Annotated in this window: 18 protein-coding genes; 13 read left to right on the top strand and 5 right to left on the bottom strand. The window is 54.7% G+C overall.

Annotated elements, in window-relative coordinates; genetic code table 11:
• Positions 1-20: 20 nt before the first annotated feature.
• From EDF81_RS15670 to EDF81_RS15655, 4 genes are read right to left on the bottom strand one after another with little or no spacing between them, the layout of a single operon-like run.
• Positions 21-1010 carry an ABC transporter permease gene (locus tag EDF81_RS15670; RefSeq protein ID WP_123349092.1) on the bottom strand — a complete coding sequence of 330 codons (990 nt, stop codon included), beginning with the start codon at positions 1008-1010 and terminating at the stop codon, positions 21-23.
• The gene (locus EDF81_RS15665; RefSeq protein ID WP_123349091.1) at positions 1011-2510 is read right to left on the bottom strand and encodes a sugar ABC transporter ATP-binding protein; all 1500 of its coding nucleotides are present in this window, start codon (positions 2508-2510) and stop codon (positions 1011-1013) included.
• Between the two features lie 59 nt (positions 2511-2569).
• The gene (locus tag EDF81_RS15660) at positions 2570-3460 is read right to left on the bottom strand and encodes a substrate-binding domain-containing protein (RefSeq protein ID WP_123349090.1); all 891 of its coding nucleotides are present in this window, start codon (positions 3458-3460) and stop codon (positions 2570-2572) included.
• 36 nt (positions 3461-3496) lie between these two features.
• Positions 3497-4351: a tagatose bisphosphate family class II aldolase gene (locus EDF81_RS15655; protein WP_123349089.1), complete on the bottom strand. Its 855-nt coding sequence runs from the start codon at positions 4349-4351 to the stop codon at positions 3497-3499.
• A 244-nt stretch (positions 4352-4595) separates the two neighbouring features.
• Here EDF81_RS15655 and EDF81_RS15650 point away from each other — a divergent pair, with 244 nt between their 5' ends.
• From EDF81_RS15650 to EDF81_RS15590, 13 genes are all read left to right on the top strand, one after another.
• Positions 4596-5426, top strand: coding sequence for a DeoR/GlpR family DNA-binding transcription regulator (locus EDF81_RS15650; RefSeq protein WP_123349088.1), 831 nt, complete (start codon positions 4596-4598; stop codon positions 5424-5426).
• A 72-nt stretch (positions 5427-5498) separates the two neighbouring features.
• Positions 5499-5741, top strand: a complete 243-nt coding sequence (locus EDF81_RS15645; protein ID WP_123349087.1) for a DUF997 family protein — start codon at positions 5499-5501, stop codon at positions 5739-5741.
• The gene (panF, locus tag EDF81_RS15640; protein WP_123349086.1) at positions 5731-7182 is read left to right on the top strand and encodes a sodium/pantothenate symporter; all 1452 of its coding nucleotides are present in this window, start codon (positions 5731-5733) and stop codon (positions 7180-7182) included. The genes EDF81_RS15645 and panF overlap by 11 nt, the downstream gene beginning before the upstream one ends.
• 11 nt (positions 7183-7193) lie before the next feature.
• Positions 7194-8075, top strand: a complete 882-nt coding sequence (prmA, locus tag EDF81_RS15635) for a 50S ribosomal protein L11 methyltransferase (RefSeq protein ID WP_123349085.1) — start codon at positions 7194-7196, stop codon at positions 8073-8075.
• Between the two features lie 148 nt (positions 8076-8223).
• Complete coding sequence (locus EDF81_RS15630) at positions 8224-8970, top strand: carbonic anhydrase (protein ID WP_123349084.1); 747 nt, start codon at positions 8224-8226, stop codon at positions 8968-8970.
• Between the two features lie 330 nt (positions 8971-9300).
• The gene (dusB, locus tag EDF81_RS15625) at positions 9301-10284 is read left to right on the top strand and encodes a tRNA dihydrouridine synthase DusB (protein ID WP_123349083.1); all 984 of its coding nucleotides are present in this window, start codon (positions 9301-9303) and stop codon (positions 10282-10284) included.
• A 130-nt stretch (positions 10285-10414) separates the two neighbouring features.
• The gene (gene fis, locus EDF81_RS15620; RefSeq protein ID WP_000462905.1) at positions 10415-10711 is read left to right on the top strand and encodes a DNA-binding transcriptional regulator Fis; all 297 of its coding nucleotides are present in this window, start codon (positions 10415-10417) and stop codon (positions 10709-10711) included.
• A 156-nt stretch (positions 10712-10867) separates the two neighbouring features.
• Positions 10868-11032, top strand: coding sequence for a DUF2556 family protein (locus EDF81_RS15615; protein ID WP_123349082.1), 165 nt, complete (start codon positions 10868-10870; stop codon positions 11030-11032).
• Between the two features lie 159 nt (positions 11033-11191).
• The gene (locus EDF81_RS15610; RefSeq protein WP_123349081.1) at positions 11192-13264 is read left to right on the top strand and encodes a bifunctional diguanylate cyclase/phosphodiesterase; all 2073 of its coding nucleotides are present in this window, start codon (positions 11192-11194) and stop codon (positions 13262-13264) included.
• A 332-nt stretch (positions 13265-13596) separates the two neighbouring features.
• On the top strand, positions 13597-14622 hold the full coding sequence (locus EDF81_RS15605; protein WP_123349080.1) for an amino acid ABC transporter substrate-binding protein: 1026 nt from the start codon (positions 13597-13599) through the stop codon (positions 14620-14622).
• Positions 14623-14691: 69 nt separating this feature from the next.
• The gene (locus tag EDF81_RS15600) at positions 14692-15873 is read left to right on the top strand and encodes an amino acid ABC transporter permease (RefSeq protein ID WP_123349079.1); all 1182 of its coding nucleotides are present in this window, start codon (positions 14692-14694) and stop codon (positions 15871-15873) included.
• Positions 15874-15882: 9 nt separating this feature from the next.
• Entirely contained in the window at positions 15883-16986 is a 1104-nt protein-coding gene (locus EDF81_RS15595) for an amino acid ABC transporter permease (RefSeq protein ID WP_123349078.1), read from the top strand.
• 8 nt (positions 16987-16994) lie between these two features.
• Positions 16995-17753 carry an amino acid ABC transporter ATP-binding protein gene (locus EDF81_RS15590; protein ID WP_123349077.1) on the top strand — a complete coding sequence of 253 codons (759 nt, stop codon included), beginning with the start codon at positions 16995-16997 and terminating at the stop codon, positions 17751-17753.
• On the opposite strand, the gene EDF81_RS24145 is transcribed toward EDF81_RS15590, so the two are convergent.
• Positions 17743-17934, bottom strand: a 192-nt coding sequence (locus EDF81_RS24145; protein ID WP_221180824.1) for a hypothetical protein, incomplete at its 5' end; no start/stop codon positions are given. The genes EDF81_RS15590 and EDF81_RS24145 overlap by 11 nt on opposite strands.

Genomic DNA, 17934 nt, shown 5'->3' with positions numbered 1-17934 from the left:
TGATTAATCCCTTAAAATAATTAGCCACGTTTTCGTTTATTTCTGACATCCGCGTAAACCGCCACCAGAATGACGAGTCCCTTCACCACCATCTGGTAGAAATAAGGCACGTTCATTAAGTTCATTCCGTTGTTAATCACGCCAATGGTTAATGCCCCGATCATGGTCCCCACCACCGTTCCGTAGCCGCCGTTCAGGCTGGTGCCGCCGAGCACCGCCGCCGCAATGGCATCCAGCTCGTAGCTCAGCGCCGCGTTGGGCTGTCCGGAGTAGAGGCGCGAGGCGAGGATCATGCCGCTGACGCCTGCCAGGGCAGCGGTGAGCATAAACACCTGAATCTTCAGGCGAACCACGTTGATGCCGGAATAGATCGCCGCTTCTTTGTTGCCGCCGGTAATATAAATTTTTCGGCCAAACGTCGTTTTGGTCAGAATGAAATGGTTAACCAGCAGTAAGATCAGCAGGATCCAGATAGGGATGGGAATATAGAGAAACTCACCGTTGCCGATCGCCAGAAAAGCCTCGCTCTTGATCATGACCGGCGTGCCGTCGGTCATGATATAAGCAATACCGCGAAAGATACCCATCGTGGCGACCGTGACAATAAAAGACGGAATACCCGCCAGCGCGGTTAGCCCTCCGTTAATCATCCCCAGCAGCAGCGCGGCCACCATTGACATGGGCACCAGTAAAATAAAAGGAATGCCCCAGGATGCGCCCAGCGCGGCAAACGTACCGATTAACGCAATGGTGGAGCCGACGGACAAATCGATATCGCCCAGCAGTAATACATAGGTCATCCCATAGGCGGTGATGGCGATAATCGAGACCTGGAGGATAATATTGGTCATGTTATTGGTGGTGAAGAAACTGTCATTCATCAAACTGAACAGCACAATCAACACCAGCATACCCGTCAGAATACCGCCATATTGCTTAAAGGCTTTTTTAAATCCGCCCGCCGTAGACAGGCCCGGCGTTTTTAACACCGGCAGCGTTTTCTCCGTCATTTACCGCACTCCTGTTGCCGTCGCCATGACCTGCATCTGCGTTAAATTCTCAGATGAATAGATTTCAGCAATTGTTTTATTACGCATGACCGCCAGGCGATCGCTTAACGCCATCACTTCCGGCAGCTCGGATGACACCAGAATAATGGCCGTCCCGGCGGCGGCCAGCTGGCGGATCACGTTATAAATCTCAAACTTCGCCCCGACATCAACGCCGCGCGTCGGCTCATCAAGCAGTAAAATACGCGGCGTTTTTTCCAGCCATTTCGCCAGCACGATTTTCTGCTGATTTCCGCCGCTTAATACCCCGACCGGCTGGTGGATCGAACTGATTTTGGTGTTCATTCTCACCACGGATTCGTGCGTGCGCGCCTCCTCTTCGCGATGATGAATTAACCCCATCGCCGAGGCGTTATACTGAAAAGCAACGTGATGCGTATTGCTGTTCACATCGTGCATCAGCACCAGCCCCTCCTCTTTGCGGTTTTCCGTCACAAAGGCGATACCGTGTTCGATTGCCTGCTTCGGGCTGGCGATCCGCACCTCTTTGCCCTCAATCAGCAGGGTTCCCTGATACGGGATCAGGCCAAATAATGCTTTCATCACATCCGAACGTCCGGCACCCACCAGGCCAAAAAAACCCAGCACTTCTCCCGCCCGCACGGCAAAGCTCACCTGCTGAAAAAATAGCGGGTGGGTAAGATTTCTGACTTCCAGTTTCGCCGCAGTGCGCGAATCCGGCTTTTCCCCTATGCGCGGTGGCCAGATGTTTTTCATTTCCCGGCCGACCATCTGGGCAATCAGATGCTGAATGTGGCTGTTTTTCTTTTCATGCGTGGCAATATATTCCCCATCGCGGACCACGGAAATATCATCCGAAATACGCATAATTTCATCCATCCGGTGAGAAATATAAATAATAGCAGTGCCGCGCTGCTTTAATTTTTCGATAATACTAAATAAAATCCCGGCTTCATTATCACTGAGTGATGAGGTCGGCTCATCCATAATCACGACATCTGCCGGGTAGCTTAACGCTTTGGCAATTTCAACCAGCTGACGATGCGCCATAGACAGGTTCCCGACCCGGTCATAAGGATCAAGAGGAATACCCAGCGCCGTCAGGAATTGCTGGCAGTCGGCAAGCATCTTTTTATCATTAATGACGCCAAAGCGCCTCGGCTCATTATTCGCATAAATATTTTCCGCCACCGTCATATTATTACTCAGGCTCAGCTCCTGAAAAATAATGGCGATGCCGAGTTTACGCGAGTGCTGTGGGCTATGAATGGTGGTCTTTTTTCCACGCAGGGTGATTGTTCCGTGCGTCGGCGGATAAACCCCCGCCAGGATCTTCATTAACGTTGATTTACCTGCGCCATTCTCACCTAATAATGTGTGGACACGTCCTTTACGGATCGAAAGCGTAATATCCTTCAATGCCTGAACGTGACCAAATGCCTTCGCAATATGCGAAACATCAAGAATAACATCCGTCATAGTGGCCTCAGTATCACAACAAAACGCGGCGGCGTTTTGTTGTGAGGTGAAGAAGTGTATTACTTTCCGCGATACACGCCTGGCTGTACCGGGATCAGTTTTTCTACCGGCTTGCCATTCAGATGGTCAACCGCAGCGTCTATCGCCTTTGCGCCCATCTGGTCCGGGAACTGGCGGATCACGGCCGCAAATGTTTTTTCGCTGTCCACCGCATCACGCGCTTCGCTCATGCCGTCAAAACCGACGATCCTGATATTCTCATTACGGGCAGATTTCGCCGCAATCACCGCCGCCAGAGCCGCGTCATCGCCGAAGCCAAATAGCCCGTTAAGGCCGGGGTTGGCCTGCATAATATTCTGCGCGGTGGTTAAGGCCTCGGCGCGGGTCACGCCCGGCTGTTCCGCCACGATCTTAATGCCGGGCGTCTCACTTAATCCTTTCCTGAAACCGTCTACCCGTGCGACCACAGACTGCAGCGCCGGATAGGAGATGACGGCGACCGACCCTTTACCCCCCAACAGTTCCCCCATTAATTTACCGGCCTCCACGCCACCCGCGTAGTTATCCGTCGCCACGTGGGTGACCACCGGCACACCTTCCGCGGCAACGTCGACGGTAATGACCGGTATACCCGCCTTGTCGGCCTTAATAATCGCCGCCTGGACGCCTTTTGAATCAACGGGTGAGATAATGATGGCGTCGACTTTTTTGGTAATAAAATCTTCGACATCCGACAGCTGTTTATTCAGGTCCTGGTTAGCAATAGAAATGCTCAGGTCGACATTTTCTTTTTTCGCCTCATCCTTCATGGCGTTGGCCAGTTCGATATAAAAAGGATGCTGCTGGGTTAATAATGAGGCACCGATTTTATATTCTGCCGAAAACGTGCTTTGCGAGAACAGCGCCAGACTCAGCAAGATAGCGGAGCCGGATATTTTTATTTTTTTCATAAACAGTCCTTTGGTTGTGTGTAGGGTAACGCGTTGTTAGATCCTTCCTTCACTACCGCAAACGCCGATAATTCTCGCGGCAACCTCCCGCATGGCGGCCTTTGCCGGTTGCATATAATGGCGGGGATCGTTGGCGGCGGGGTTATCGTCGAAGTAGCCTTTTAGCGCATCGGCAAAGGCGATTTTTAATTCCGTGGCGACATTCACTTTGCAAATACCGCGCTGAATACACTTCTGCACATCCTGCTCCGTTAAGCCGGAAGCGCCGTGCAGCACCAGCGGAATATCGACGCGCTGGCGGATCTGTTCCAGACGTTCAAAGTCCAGGCGAGGCAGTCGGGTATACAGGCCGTGTGCCGTCCCAATCGCCACCGCCAGTGAGTCAATCTGCGTACGACGGACAAACTCCGCCGCCGCGTCAGGCGAGGTGTAGGCAGAATCTTTGTCCTCCACCACCAGATCGTCTTCCTGACCTCCGAGGCGTCCCAGCTCCGCCTCTACGCTGACGTCATAACGGTGGCAGAAGTCCGTAACCTCTTTAACCTGGGCGATGTTTTCTTCAAACGGCAGATGGGAGCCATCAATCATGACCGAGCGGATCCCGGCACGCACCTTATTAAAAATGTCCTCGTTCTCCTCGTGATGATCGAGATGGAGCACCAGCGGCAGCTGGTAGTCATGGGCCAGCGCCTTCACCAGTGAGATCAAATTTTCAACGCCGCCATAGCGGTAGGTTCCGGGCGTCCCCGCCAGTATCACCGGAGAGCGATATTGCGCTGCGGTCTGGACAACAACCTGCAACGTTTCAAGATTGTGAATGTTGAACGCCGGGACGGCGTATCCTTCAAGCTGCGCTTTCTTCAGCATGTTGTGACTCGAAATGATGTACATCTCTGCCTCCTTGTTTTGGCACTTCCCTTACAAAACGAAGAAATATAACTTTCACTTTGTAAGAAAGCTAACACAACAAAGACGCCAAAAAGCGTGACCAAACGCAAATCAGTGGAAATAATCGACAAAACATCCCCTTAACGACGGCGATCCTGTCAGAGATGAATTTCAAAATGCTGATGTACAGGAAGGATAACTTTCAAAGAAAAAAGCATGCGGATATAGTAGTACACATTACAGGCCCATCATGAGCGTTAACGTGCCGAGAAAATCTTCTAATCTTCTGAAACGCAGGCTTAAGATCGCTGAAATCGTCTCCACCCAGGGAGAAATAAAAGTCGATGACCTCTCCGCCCAGCTCGGCGTTTCCGGTGTCACCATCCGGGGCGATCTGAGCTACCTTGAGCAGCAGGGATGTTTAAAGCGTTCATTCGGCGGGGCCATTTCTACACCGCCACACCCCGTAGAGCCAGAGTCAACGCCGCACGTCACCCCGCCTTTAGCACAGCAGATGGAGATTGCCCGCCACTGCGCACGACTCATACGCCATCGGGACACTCTGTTCCTCGGCCACGGTGTCGTTTGCCGCAAGATCATCCCCCTGCTTAGCGAAGTGAAAAAGCTCCGGCTGATCACCAACGATCCGGAACATGCGCTGCTGGCAAATCAGTTTATTGACGGAGAGATCATTCTGGCAGGCAGCGAAATGTTACGCCCGGAGACGGTACTGGCCGGTAAATCCCTGGAACAGGCGCTTTCGCATTACGCCATTACTCATAGTATCCTGGAGATCGGTGCCATCGATACGGACGGCACGCTCCATGGTCATATGCCTGAACTGGCGTCCGCCTGGCAGCACTGTTTCGATCGTGCGCAAAACAATACCGTTATCGTCACCGCGGATTCTGCGTCAGCCCGCACGCCTGTCGGGCATCTTGCCAGTGCAGAGAATGTGATCGTCTGCCGCACGCTGAACGAGCAATATCACCCGCAGCTGCACGACGCGGATTTTGTCATCCTCTACACCAGCAGCGAGTGTTTTACCTGGTCTCATCGCGAACGCCTTCAGCAATGAACGTTTTCCCTGTCCTGTCAGTTGCCGTAGAATTGCCGCTTTCTCGCGTCCCCCATGAAGAGGAAACCTTCCGTGGACCCACGTTTTATACAGGCTAATAAAGAGGCGCGCTGGGCGCTCTGGCTGACGCTTCTTTATCTGGCCGCCTGGCTGGCCGCCGCGTATATCCCCGGCGTCAATCCCGGCATTACCGGCCTGCCTCGCTGGTTTGAGATGGCCTGCCTGCTGATACCTTTGCTGTTTATTCTGCTGTGCTGGGGCATGGTGAAATTTATCTATCGCGATATTTCGCTGGAGGATGACGATGCAGCTTGAAGTGATTCTGCCGCTGATCGCCTATTTACTGGTGGTGTTTGGTCTCTCCGTGTATGCCATGCGCCAGCGCACTACCGGCACCTTCCTGCAGGAGTATTTCCTCGGCAGCCGTTCAATGGGCGGGTTTGTGCTGGCAATGACGCTGACCACAACCTATATCAGCGCCAGCTCGTTTATCGGTGGCCCGGGCGCGGCCTATAAGTACGGTCTGGGATGGGTGCTGCTGGCGATGATCCAGCTTCCTGCCGTCTGGCTGTCGCTGGGCATCCTCGGTAAAAAATTCGCGATCCTCGCTCGCCGCTATAATGCGGTCACCCTGAACGATATGCTGTTTGCCCGCTATCAGAGCCGGGTGCTGGTCTGGCTGGCCAGCCTGAGTCTGCTGGTGGCGTTTATTGGCGCCATGACCGTACAGTTTATTGGCGGCGCACGCCTGCTGGAGACCGCGGCCGGGATCCCCTATGAAACCGGGCTGCTGATTTTCGGCGTCAGTATTGCACTCTATACCGCCTTCGGCGGGTTCCGTGCCAGCGTCCTTAACGACACCATGCAGGGGATGGTCATGCTGATTGGCACTATCGTGCTGCTGGTCGGTATCGTCCATGCGGCAGGCGGCCTTGGAACGGCGGTGGACACCCTTCGCCATATCGATCCGCAGCTGGTCACCCCGCAGGGCGCAGATGATATTCTGTCGCCCAGCTTTATGACCTCGTTCTGGGTGCTGGTGTGCTTTGGCGTGATTGGTCTGCCACATACGGCGGTGCGCTGCATCTCTTACAAAGACAGTAAAGCCGTGCACAGCGGGATTATTATCGGCACCATCGTGGTCGCGATCCTGATGCTGGGGATGCACCTGGCCGGCGCACTGGGCCGTGCGGTACTGCCCGACCTGAGCGTACCCGACCTGGTGATCCCGACCCTGATGGTCAAGGTGCTGCCACCGTTTGCCGCCGGGATCTTCCTTGCCGCGCCGATGGCGGCCATTATGTCGACGATCAATGCCCAGCTGCTGCAAAGTTCCGCTACGATCATTAAGGATCTGTATCTCAATCTGCACCCGGAACAGGTCAAGAATGAGCGCCGACTGAAGCGTATGTCGACGGGGATCACGCTGATCCTCAGCGTGCTGCTGCTACTCGCCGCCTGGCGTCCACCAGAGATGATTATCTGGCTGAACCTGCTGGCCTTCGGTGGCCTGGAAGCCGTATTCCTGTGGCCGCTTGTGCTTGGCCTGTACTGGGAACGGGCAAACGCCACCGGGGCGTTGAGCGCGATGATCGTGGGCGGCGTCCTGTACGCCGTGCTTGCGACCTTTAATATTCAGTACCTGGGCTTCCACCCCATTGTGCCTTCGTTACTGCTCAGTCTGCTGGCATTTTTGCTGGGGAACCGCTTTGGTCGTCCCGCGCCGCAGGCTTCCGTTATTACCGTGAATCAATAAAGAGTATTGCTATGCCATGGATCCAACTGAAACTGAACGCCTCTGGCGCCCACGCTGAAGAGCTTAGCGATGCGCTGATGGAAGCTGGCGCGGTGTCCATCACCTTCCAGGATACCCACGATACGCCGGTATTCGAACCGCTGCCGGGTGAAACCCGCCTGTGGGGTGATACGGACGTTATCGGCCTGTTCGATGCCGAAACCGACATGAAAGAAGTGGTCGCGATCCTCGAATCTCACCCGCTGCTGGGCACCGGTTTTGCGCATAAAATTGAGCAGCTTGAAGATAAAGACTGGGAGCGTGAGTGGATGGATAACTTCCACCCGATGCGCTTCGGCGAACGCCTGTGGATCTGCCCGAGCTGGCGCGACGTGCCGGATGAGAACGCGGTTAACGTGATGCTCGATCCGGGCCTGGCCTTCGGCACCGGCACCCATCCGACAACCTCCCTGTGCCTGCAGTGGCTGGATGGCCTCGATCTGGCCGGGAAGACGGTTATCGACTTCGGCTGCGGCTCCGGCATTCTGGCTATTGCCGCCCTGAAACTGGGCGCGGCTAAAGCCATCGGCATCGATATCGATCCGCAGGCTATTCAGGCCAGCCGCGATAACGCTCAGCGTAACGGCGTGTCCGAACGTCTTGAGCTTTATCTCCCGCAGGACCAGCCAGACGCCATGAAAGCCGATGTGGTGGTCGCCAACATCCTGGCCGGCCCGTTACGTGAGCTGGCACCGTTAATCAGCGTCCTGCCCGTTGAGGGCGGCCTGCTGGGCCTTTCCGGTATCCTTGCCAGCCAGGCTGACAGCGTCTGCGAGGCTTACACCTCTCTCTTCACGCTCGATCCAGTGGTCGAAAAAGAAGAGTGGTGCCGCATTACCGGGCGCAAAAACTGATCTTCCTCGCGTGGCCATACGGCCACGCTTTTCTTCCCTTCACTTGATCCAACCTACGCTTACTCCCTCGCCATTCTCGCTAAGATACCCATGTAACCATATGAGTTACAAAGAAAATTAGGATTTTCCTTAGCACTGGATAACAATCATGAAGATATCGATGTACAAGGCAGCGCTGCTGGCGCTGGGTATGAGTATGCTTCCGGCGGCCGCGTTGGCCGCCCACTGGGGATACGAAGGCGGAGAGTCACCGGAGCACTGGGGCGATATGGACGACGCCTTTAAGACCTGCCGGGCCGGGATGAACCAGTCTCCCATCAATATTGATGTCACCTTCAGAGCGCAGGTCGCGCCGCTGGTCACGCACTATACGGATGGGCCGATTACGCTACTGAACAACGGCCATACGATTCAGGCCGGCATGAGGCCCGAAACCCAAAACAGCATTACCCTCGACAACACCACCTGGACCCTGCAACAGTTTCATTTCCACGCTCCGAGTGAAAACACCGTCCACGGTAAACACTACGCCATGGAGATGCACCTGGTGCACACCAATGCGGAGGGGGAAATAGCGGTCGTGGCGGTGATGTTCGACAAAGGGCCTGCCAACCCGGAACTGGATGACCTCTGGCAGAATATGCCCGCGCAGGCAGAGCAGAATGCGGCCCTGAAGCCCGATCTGGATATCAATAAGCTGCTGCCGACGAATAAGACCTACTGGCGTTTCAGCGGCTCCCTGACCACGCCACCCTGCTCTGAGGGCGTCAGCTGGCTGGTACTGAAGCACCCTTTGACCCTTTCTTCAGCGCAGCTGGAGAAATTCACCGGCACTATGCATCACGACAATAATCGCCCGGTGCAGCCGCTGCACGGTCGTGTGGTGGTCGAATAACAGACAATTTATCCTTTGCGATCATCGACTAAAATTAGATCTGGATCGCATTTCAAGAGGATAATCTGCTGATAAAAACCGCAGATTATCCCGTTTTTCGCCCCTCAGGCTAAAGAAAACCAGAGAAGTTGAACGAAATTGTAAATGCCTGCGCGTCACGCAATAAACAATAACCCAATGATTTTTATGCCTTATTAATTTTTCATGCTCATAATGCAAGCGATTCATTGATCTACAACACAGGATTGGTCAAAGTTTGGCCTTTCATCTCGTGCGAAAAATGCGTAATATACGCCGCCTTGCAGTCACAGTATGGTCATTTCTTAACTCATGCGCATCGGACACCACCAGCTCAGAAATCGCCTGATCGCAGCTCCAATGGCCGGTATTACCGACAGGCCGTTTCGGACGCTGTGCTACGAGATGGGAGCCGGTTTGACCGTTTCCGAGATGATGTCTTCTAACCCGCAGGTTTGGGAAAGTGACAAATCTCGTTTACGGATGGTGCACATTGATGAACCGGGTATTCGCACCGTGCAAATCGCCGGCAGCGATCCGGAAGAGATGGCGAAGGCCGCACGTATTAACGTGGAAAGCGGCGCCCAGATTATTGATATTAATATGGGTTGCCCGGCAAAAAAGGTGAATCGCAAGCTGGCAGGTTCGGCCCTTTTACAGTACCCGGAGCAGGTGAAGTTGATCCTGACGGCGGTCGTTAAAGCGGTGGACGTTCCTGTTACCCTGAAGATTCGCACCGGCTGGGCGCCAGAACACCGTAACTGTGTAGAAATTGCCCAACTGGCTGAAGACTGTGGTATTCAGGCCCTGACCATTCATGGACGCACTCGCGCCTGTTTGTTCAACGGCAACGCTGAGTACGACAGCATTCGGGCAGTTAAGCATAAAGTTGCCATTCCGATTATCGCGAATGGCGACATTACTGACCCGCTTAAAGCCAGAGCTGTGCTTGACTATACGGGGGCTGATGCCCTGATGATAGGCCGCGCAGCTCAGGGAAGACCCTGGATCTTTCGGGAAATCCAGCATTATCTGGACACTGGGGAGTTGCTGCCCCCACTGCCTCTGGCAGAGGTTAAGCGCTTACTTTGCGCGCACATTCGGGAATTGCATGGCTTTTATGGCCACGCAAAAGGGTACCGAATCGCGCGTAAACACGTCTCCTGGTATCTCCAGGAGCACGCTCCAGATGACCAGTTTCGGCGCACATTCAACGCCATTGAAGATTCCAGCGAACAGCTGGAGGCGTTGGAGGCATACTTCGAAAATATTGCGTATACACATGATCATTCATAGTGCATCGCGGCGGTAGCCCGGCGAGTCCGTGGAAACTTACAGCGGTAAGCAACCCGGATAAGCAGAGCAGCCAACGACGAGGCAGCATGAAGGATGAAGTGTCAAACAGAAATAAAGAGCTGACAGAACTATGTTCGAACAACGCGTAAATTCTGACGTACTGACCGTTTCTACCGTTAACTCTCAGGACCAGGTAACTCAAAAGCCCCTGCGTGACTCGGTTAAACAGGCACTGAAGAACTATTTTGCTCAACTGAATGGTCAGGACGTTAATGACCTGTATGAGCTGGTACTGGCTGAAGTAGAACAGCCCCTGTTGGACATGGTGATGCAATACACCCGTGGTAACCAGACCCGCGCCGCGCTGATGATGGGTATCAACCGTGGTACGCTGCGTAAAAAATTGAAAAAATACGGCATGAACTAATCAGTTCATAACGGTTTAAAGGGCGCGCTCCTGCTGGATCGCGCCTTTTTTATTGCTCAGTTTACGACCATTTCACCACGCTTATCGCGTCTTCTCAGCCCTTTTATTTCGTGTATATTGCCGTCATTCTCGCAGGTTGATGGTAAGGGGCAGCAGGTGATTCGTAAGTACTGGTGGCTGGCGGTGTTCGCCGTCTCTGTTTTTATTCTTGATGCATTGATCATCCAGTTTATCGAATTGCTGACGACTGAAACCGAACGGTGCCGCAATATGGATTCGGTTAATCCACTTAAGCTAGTGAATTGCACCGACCTTAACTAATACTGCGGACGCGAAAAGTCACAAACGTGTCGATATCCCCTGCAAAACAGGGGATTTAAATCCCTTTTAGTCAACTTAAGACAATGATACTGTCAGCGCCCTTCCGTCCTGGACGATAGAAGCCACACTTTACGTTCAACGCGAATGAGTTCAGACATCATGCTGGTTAGTCAGTACGACCAAATCCTCGTTACGGTCTCTTTTATCGTCGCCATTCTGGCCTCCTGGACCGCCCTTAATATGGCAGGCCGGGTCTCCACCAGCAGTGGAAAATCGGCGCTCGTCTGGCTAATCGGCGGCGGCATTGCGATGGGCATCGGCATCTGGGCCATGCACTTTATCGGTATGCTGGCGATGGAAATGGCCATGACCATCAGCTACGACCCGATCCTTACCGGCATTTCCATGCTGATTGCCATCGGCTCCTCGCTCTTTGCCCTGTGGTTAGTGAGTACAAACAAACTTCGGATGCGCCGCCTTATCCCTGGTGCCTTTGTGATGGCTTCCGGCATCGTCGCCATGCACTATACCGGCATGGCGGCACTGCAGGTTTCACCGGGCATCGTCTGGCATACTGGCTGGATAGCCGTGTCGGTTATCATCGCGCTGGCGGCGTCATTTGCCGCGCTGTGGCTGACCTTCCGCCTGCGCCACGAAGCCGCCCAGGTCTCGCTGATGCGTTTTGGCGCGGCGGTACTGATGGGGATTGCTATCGCCGGCATGCACTACACGGGCATGATGGCGGCACAGTTTCCACACCAGATGGCAATGCACCATCACGGCGTCAATGTCAGCTGGCTGGCTATCGTGGTCAGCGTCGTCGCGCTGTCGATCCTCTGCCTGACGCTGATGCTGTCCATGTTCGATGCGCGCCTGCAGGCTCGTACCTCTCTGCTGGCCTCTTCACTGGCCGAAGCCAATAAAGAGCTGGCCCAGCTGGCCCTGCAGGATACATTGACCCGCTTGCCTAACCGCGTCCTGCTGGAAGATCGTCTCGACCAGGCCATCAACAAAGCCCGTCGCGATGGCTCATGCTTCGCGCTGATGTTTATGGATCTGGATGGCTTTAAGGCCGTCAACGATGCCTACGGCCACGATACGGGCGATAAGCTGCTGATTGCCGTCACGGAGCGTCTGCAGCAGCCGCTGAAGGGTCAGTACACGCTGGCACGTATCGGTGGCGATGAGTTTGTTCTGCTGTTTGAAATCAACACCCCTGACGATGCCGCCTCGCTGGCCAGCGCCCTGGTTCGCGCCATCGATAAGCCTTTTACTATCGCGCCTTATGAGCCGATTGTTACCCTCAGCGTGGGTATAGCGCTCTATCCGCATGACGGCAGTAATGAACGTGAGCTGATGTTTAACGCCGATGCCGCGATGTACCACACCAAGCATATGGGGCGTAACGGCTATCACTTTTTCCAGCCGTCGATGAACGCCCTGGCACAGAAGCAGTTGCAGCTTATGAACGACCTGTGGCTCTCTCTGGAGCGCGAAGAGCTGCGCCTGCTGTATCAGCCTAAGTTTCAGGCGCCCACCGGTCCTATTACCGGTTTTGAGGCCCTTATACGCTGGCAGCATCCAACACTCGGGCTGCTTACGCCGGATATTTTCCTACCGCTGGCGGAGAAGACCGGTTTGATTATTCCGATGGGCAACTGGGTGATAGACGAAGCCTGTCGTCAGCTGAGAGTCTGGCATCTGGAAGGACACCCTGAGTGGTCGGTCGCCGTGAATTTATCCACCCTGCAGTTTGAGCAGGCGGGCCTGATCGATACGGTGATGGAAAGCCTCGAACGCCACCAGATCCCGGCAGAAACGCTGATTCTGGAGGTGACGGAAACCACCGCCATGAATAACCCGGATGAAAGCGTCCGGGTACTGACGGCACTGACCGACGCGGGAGTTAAAGCCTCCATTGATGACTTCGGTACCGGCTATTCCAGTCTGCTTTACCTCAAGCGTCTGCCGGCCTGCGAGCTGAAAATCGATCGTGCCTTCGTCAATGAGCTTAGCGGTGAAGGCGACGATGCCACCATCGTGTCGGCCATTGTCGCACTGGCGAAAACGCTGAACCTGAAGGTTGTGGCCGAGGGCGTGGAAACGGAAGCGCAGCAGACGTTCCTGACGAAGATAGGCTGCAATACGCTCCAGGGCTATCTGCTGGGGCGCCCGGTGACCGCCGATGTGGCGACCCAACTGGGCAGAGAGGCGCTGGCCGCCCACGCTTAATCTTCCTCTTCGCTCAGACCCGCCGCGTGCGGGTCTGCTTTATTCAGGTGCAATTTCGTCACCTCTGTCACTCCCCCGAAAAACAGCCGCAATCATCACGCCTTTTTTGCTCCAGAATGTGGCGGCCGTTATGTTTTTGCACCGTTTCTGCGCGCTGCATTTTTTTAATCCTGCCTAAACTCATCTTAATGCGCACGAAAAGCCCAAAAACTCTCGTTCGCAAACCTGGCACTACCTTTGCTTAAGAGAGTATGGCCATAGCCACAGACAGGTTTCAGGCGTTTCCCGAACGCCTTACATATAACGATAAGTCTCACCACACAGGATGCATTATGAAAAAGATTGTGATCGCCAGCCTGGCCGCTGCCGGTGCGCTGTTTGCTGTTGCCAATCAGGCTCATGCAGGTGCCACCTTTGATGCCGTTAAAAAGAAAGGTTTCGTTCAGTGCGGTATCAGTGACGGGCTGCCAGGTTTCTCCTATGCGGATGCCGACGGCAAATTCTCTGGTATTGACGTTGATGTGTGCCGTGGCGTTGCCGCTGCCGTATTCGGTGATGACACGAAAGTAAAATATACCCCGCTGACCGCTAAAGAGCGTTTTACCGCGCTGCAGTCAGGCGAAGTGGACGTCCTCTCCCGTAACACCACCTGGACCTCCTCCCGCGATGCCGGCATGGGCATGTCCTTTACTGGCGTCACCTATTACGACGGCATCGGCTTCCTGACCCATAACAAAGCGGGCCTGAAGAGCGCAAAAGAGCTTGATGGCGCAACCGTTTGCATTCAGGCGGGAACCGATACCGAGCTGAACGTGGCGGACTACTTCAAAGCCAACAAAATGAAGTACACCCCGGTGACCTTCGACCGCTCTGACGAGTCGGCAAAAGCGCTGGAATCCGGCCGCTGCGATACGCTGGCATCCGACCAGTCCCAGCTGTACGCCCTGCGCATCAAGCTCAGTAACCCGGCTGAATGGCTGGTGCTGCCGGAAGTTATCTCTAAAGAGCCCCTGGGCCCGGTTGTCCGTCGCGGTGACGATGAGTGGTTCTCCGTCGTACGCTGGACGCTGTTCGCCATGCTGAACGCGGAAGAGATGGGCGTTACCTCGAAGAACGTCGACGAGAAAGCGGCGAATCCTGCAACCCCGGATATGGGTCACCTGCTGGGCAAAGAGGGGGATTACGGTAAGGATCTGAAACTCGACAATAAGTGGGCCTACAACATTATCAAACACGTCGGTAACTATGCCGAAGTCTTTGAGCGCAACGTTGGCTCTGAAAGTCCGCTGAAAATCAAACGTGGCCAGAACAACCTCTGGAACAACGGCGGTATTCAGTACGCACCGCCGGTTCGCTAAGCGCCATTGCTGTAACGGGCGCCGCCTCTGCGGCGCCCAGTCTGGACTACTGGTTACCGAGGTTTTCTTATGTCGCTTCGCCGCCCAACCGTAAAAGGATCGCTCTCCTTTACCAACCCTGCGGTTCGTGCCTGGCTGTTTCAAATTATCGCGATCGTGGCCGTCGTCAGCATCGCCATTTATTTGATACACAATACCGTTACTAACCTGAGCAACCGGGGGATCACCTCCGGGTTCGCCTTCCTCGACCGCAGCGCAGGATTCGGCATTGTTCAGCACCTGATTGATTATGAACAGGGTGATACTTATGGCCGGGTGTTCCTGGTCGGATTGCTCAATACCCTGCTGGTTTCCGCTCTCTGCATTGTCTTTGCTTCCCTGCTGGGCTTTTTCCTCGGGCTGGCGCGCCTGTCGGATAACTGGCTGCTGCGTAAGCTCTCAACCTTTTATATCGAAACGTTCCGCAATATTCCGCCGCTGCTGCAGATTTTTTTCTGGTACTTCGCGGTGCTGCGTAATTTGCCCGGGCCGCGTCAGGCGGTAAATGCTTTTGACCTGGCCTTTCTCAGCAATCGCGGACTGTATATTCCGGCACCGCAGCTGGGCGAAGGCGTTCTGGGCTTTCTTGCTGCCGTCGCCGTCGCTATTGCGGTAACGATCGGCCTTTACCGTTACAACAAGGCGCACCAGATTAAAACCGGGCAGCTGCGTCGAACCTGGCCCGCTGCGCTGGGGCTGATTATCGGCCTTCCGCTGCTGGCGCACTGGACCTTTGGCGCGGCAATGCACTGGGACGTACCGCAGCTGCAGGGCTTTAACTTCCGCGGCGGTATGGCACTGATCCCGGAACTGGCTGCGCTGACCCTGGCGCTGTCGGTGTATACCTCGGCGTTTATCGCCGAGATTATTCGCTCCGGTATTCAGGCGGTGCCTCATGGTCAACATGAAGCGGCCCGCTCTCTGGGTTTGCCCAATCCGGTCACGCTACGCCAGGTCATTATTCCGCAGGCCATGCGCGTCATTATCCCACCGCTGACCAGCCAGTATCTGAACATTGTAAAGAACTCTTCTCTGGCCGCGGCCATCGGCTACCCGGATATGGTGTCGTTGTTTGCCGGGACGGTGCTCAATCAGACCGGCCAGGCAATAGAGACTATCGCCATCACGATGTCGGTCTATCTGATTATTAGTCTGAGTATTTCGCTGCTTATGAATATTTATAACCGCCGTATTGCGCTGGTCGAACGCTAAGGAGCCATGATGACAAAAGCTATCCTGTCTCAACCGCCGCGTTCAACGGGCGCACGGCCTGCCAGAGTGATTGCCTGGACGCGCAAAAATTTATTTTCCAGCTGGAGCAACGGGCTGCTGACGGTTTTCTGCCTGTGGCTGCTGTATCAGATGCTGCCACCGCTGCTGAACTGGGCGTTTCTGGAGGCCAACTGGGTAGGATCGACACGCGAAGATTGTACGAAAGCCGGCGCATGCTGGGTGTTTGTTCATCAACGTTTCGGTCAGTTTATGTATGGGCTTTATCCCCACGATCAGCGCTGGCGCATTAACACCGCGTTGCTTGTCGGGCTGTTATCGATAGTCCCAATGTTCTGGAATAGCCTGCCACGCCGGGGCCGCTATATTGCCTGCTGGGCAGTGGTGTATCCCGTTGTGGTCTGGTGGCTTATGTACGGCGGTTTCCTGGGGCTGGAGCGCGTAGAAACGCGCCAGTGGGGCGGGCTGACGCTGACGCTGATTATCGCCTCCGTCGGTATTGCCGGTGCGCTACCGTTAGGCATTCTGCTGGCGCTGGGGCGTCGCTCAACCATGCCGGTGGTGCGCGTGCTGTCGGTGGTCTTTATCGAGTTCTGGCGCGGCGTCCCGCTGATTACGGTGCTGTTTATGTCCTCCGTCATGCTGCCGCTGTTTATGGCGGAAGGCACCAGCATCGATAAGCTTATCCGCGCTCTGGTTGGGGTGGTGCTGTTCCAGTCCGCCTACGTGGCTGAAGTAGTTCGCGGTGGGCTGCAGGCGCTACCAAAAGGGCAGTACGAGGCAGCAGAATCGCTGGCGCTCGGCTACTGGAAGACCCAGGGCTTGGTGATCCTGCCTCAGGCGCTCAAGCTGGTGATCCCGGGGCTGGTAAACACCATTATCGCCCTGTTTAAAGATACCAGCCTGGTCATCATCATTGGTTTGTTCGATTTGTTCAGCAGCGTGCAGCAGGCAACGGTGGACCCGACCTGGCTCGGAATGTCGACCGAAGGCTACGTGTTTGCCGCACTCGTTTACTGGATTTTCTGTTTCAGCATGTCGCGCTACAGCCAGCATCTGGAAAAGCGCTTTAACACCGGGCGTACACCGCACTGAGGGATCCCATGAGTCAAATAATTACACCATCAACCCACGCGATGATTACGCTGGAAAGTGTCAATAAATGGTACGGGCAGTTCCACGTCCTGAAAGATATCAATCTGCATGTTCAGCAGGGTGAGCGCATTGTACTGTGCGGGCCTTCCGGGTCCGGTAAGTCGACCACCATCCGCTGTATTAATCATCTTGAAGAGCATCAGCAGGGTCGTATCGTTGTTGACGGTATCGAGCTGAACGATGACATTCGCAATATTGAGAAAGTGCGCCAGGAAGTCGGGATGGTATTTCAGCACTTTAATCTGTTCCCTCATCTGACCGTGCTGCAGAACTGCACCCTGGCACCGATTTGGGTACGCAAGATGCCGAAGAAAGAGGCTGAAGCGCTGGGGATGCACTATCTGGAGCGCGTGCGCATTGCCGAACATGCGCATAAGTTTCCGGGTCAGATCTCCGGTGGGCAGCAGCAGCGCGTGGCCATTGCCCGCTCTCTCTGTATGAAGCCGAAAATCATGCTGTTTGATGAGCCGACGTCTGCGCTGGATCCTGAGATGGTGAAAGAGGTGCTGGATACGATGATTGGTCTGGCAGAGTCCGGGATGACCATGCTGTGCGTAACCCATGAAATGGGCTTTGCACGAACGGTCGCTAATCGGGTGATCTTTATGGATCGCGGTGAGATCGTGGAAGAAGCGCCGCCGGAAACCTTCTTCTCCAGTCCGAAGTCAGAACGTACCCGTGCGTTTTTGTCGCAGGTTATTCACTAGAAGGCGTCTGGATGTTCAGGGCCACCCGACGGGTGGCCTTTTTTATGACCCGATCCAGATAAAACAAAAGGCCCAGTCTTTCGACCGAGCCTTTCGTTTTATTTGATGCCTGGCAGTTCCCTACTCTCGCATGGGGAGACCCCACACTACCATCGGCGCTACGGCGTTTCACTTCTGAGTT

Origin of the sequence: Enterobacter sp. BIGb0383 (genome assembly GCF_003751845.1) — a bacterium.
Lineage (GTDB): Bacteria > Pseudomonadota > Gammaproteobacteria > Enterobacterales > Enterobacteriaceae > BIGb0383.
The sequence above is the reverse complement of the archived record's forward strand: the minus strand, read 5'-3'. Positions and strand labels throughout refer to the sequence as shown.

Bases quoted from the DNA above. Each gene is read 5' to 3' on its own strand.
- EDF81_RS15670 (WP_123349092.1), bottom strand. From the start codon at position 1,010: ATGACGGAGAAAACGCTGCCGGTGTTAAAAACGCCGGGCCTGTCTACG.
- EDF81_RS15665 (WP_123349091.1), bottom strand. From the start codon at position 2,510: ATGACGGATGTTATTCTTGATGTTTCGCATATTGCGAAGGCATTTGGT.
- EDF81_RS15660 (WP_123349090.1), bottom strand. From the start codon at position 3,460: ATGAAAAAAATAAAAATATCCGGCTCCGCTATCTTGCTGAGTCTGGCG.
- EDF81_RS15655 (WP_123349089.1), bottom strand. From the start codon at position 4,351: ATGTACATCATTTCGAGTCACAACATGCTGAAGAAAGCGCAGCTTGAA.
- panF (WP_123349086.1), top strand. From the start codon at position 5,731: ATGCAGCTTGAAGTGATTCTGCCGCTGATCGCCTATTTACTGGTGGTG.
- prmA (WP_123349085.1), top strand. From the start codon at position 7,194: ATGCCATGGATCCAACTGAAACTGAACGCCTCTGGCGCCCACGCTGAA.
- EDF81_RS15630 (WP_123349084.1), top strand. From the start codon at position 8,224: ATGAAGATATCGATGTACAAGGCAGCGCTGCTGGCGCTGGGTATGAGT.
- dusB (WP_123349083.1), top strand. From the start codon at position 9,301: ATGCGCATCGGACACCACCAGCTCAGAAATCGCCTGATCGCAGCTCCA.
- fis (WP_000462905.1), top strand. From the start codon at position 10,415: ATGTTCGAACAACGCGTAAATTCTGACGTACTGACCGTTTCTACCGTT.
- EDF81_RS15610 (WP_123349081.1), top strand. From the start codon at position 11,192: ATGCTGGTTAGTCAGTACGACCAAATCCTCGTTACGGTCTCTTTTATC.
- EDF81_RS15605 (WP_123349080.1), top strand. From the start codon at position 13,597: ATGAAAAAGATTGTGATCGCCAGCCTGGCCGCTGCCGGTGCGCTGTTT.
- EDF81_RS15600 (WP_123349079.1), top strand. From the start codon at position 14,692: ATGTCGCTTCGCCGCCCAACCGTAAAAGGATCGCTCTCCTTTACCAAC.
- EDF81_RS15595 (WP_123349078.1), top strand. From the start codon at position 15,883: ATGACAAAAGCTATCCTGTCTCAACCGCCGCGTTCAACGGGCGCACGG.
- EDF81_RS15590 (WP_123349077.1), top strand. From the start codon at position 16,995: ATGAGTCAAATAATTACACCATCAACCCACGCGATGATTACGCTGGAA.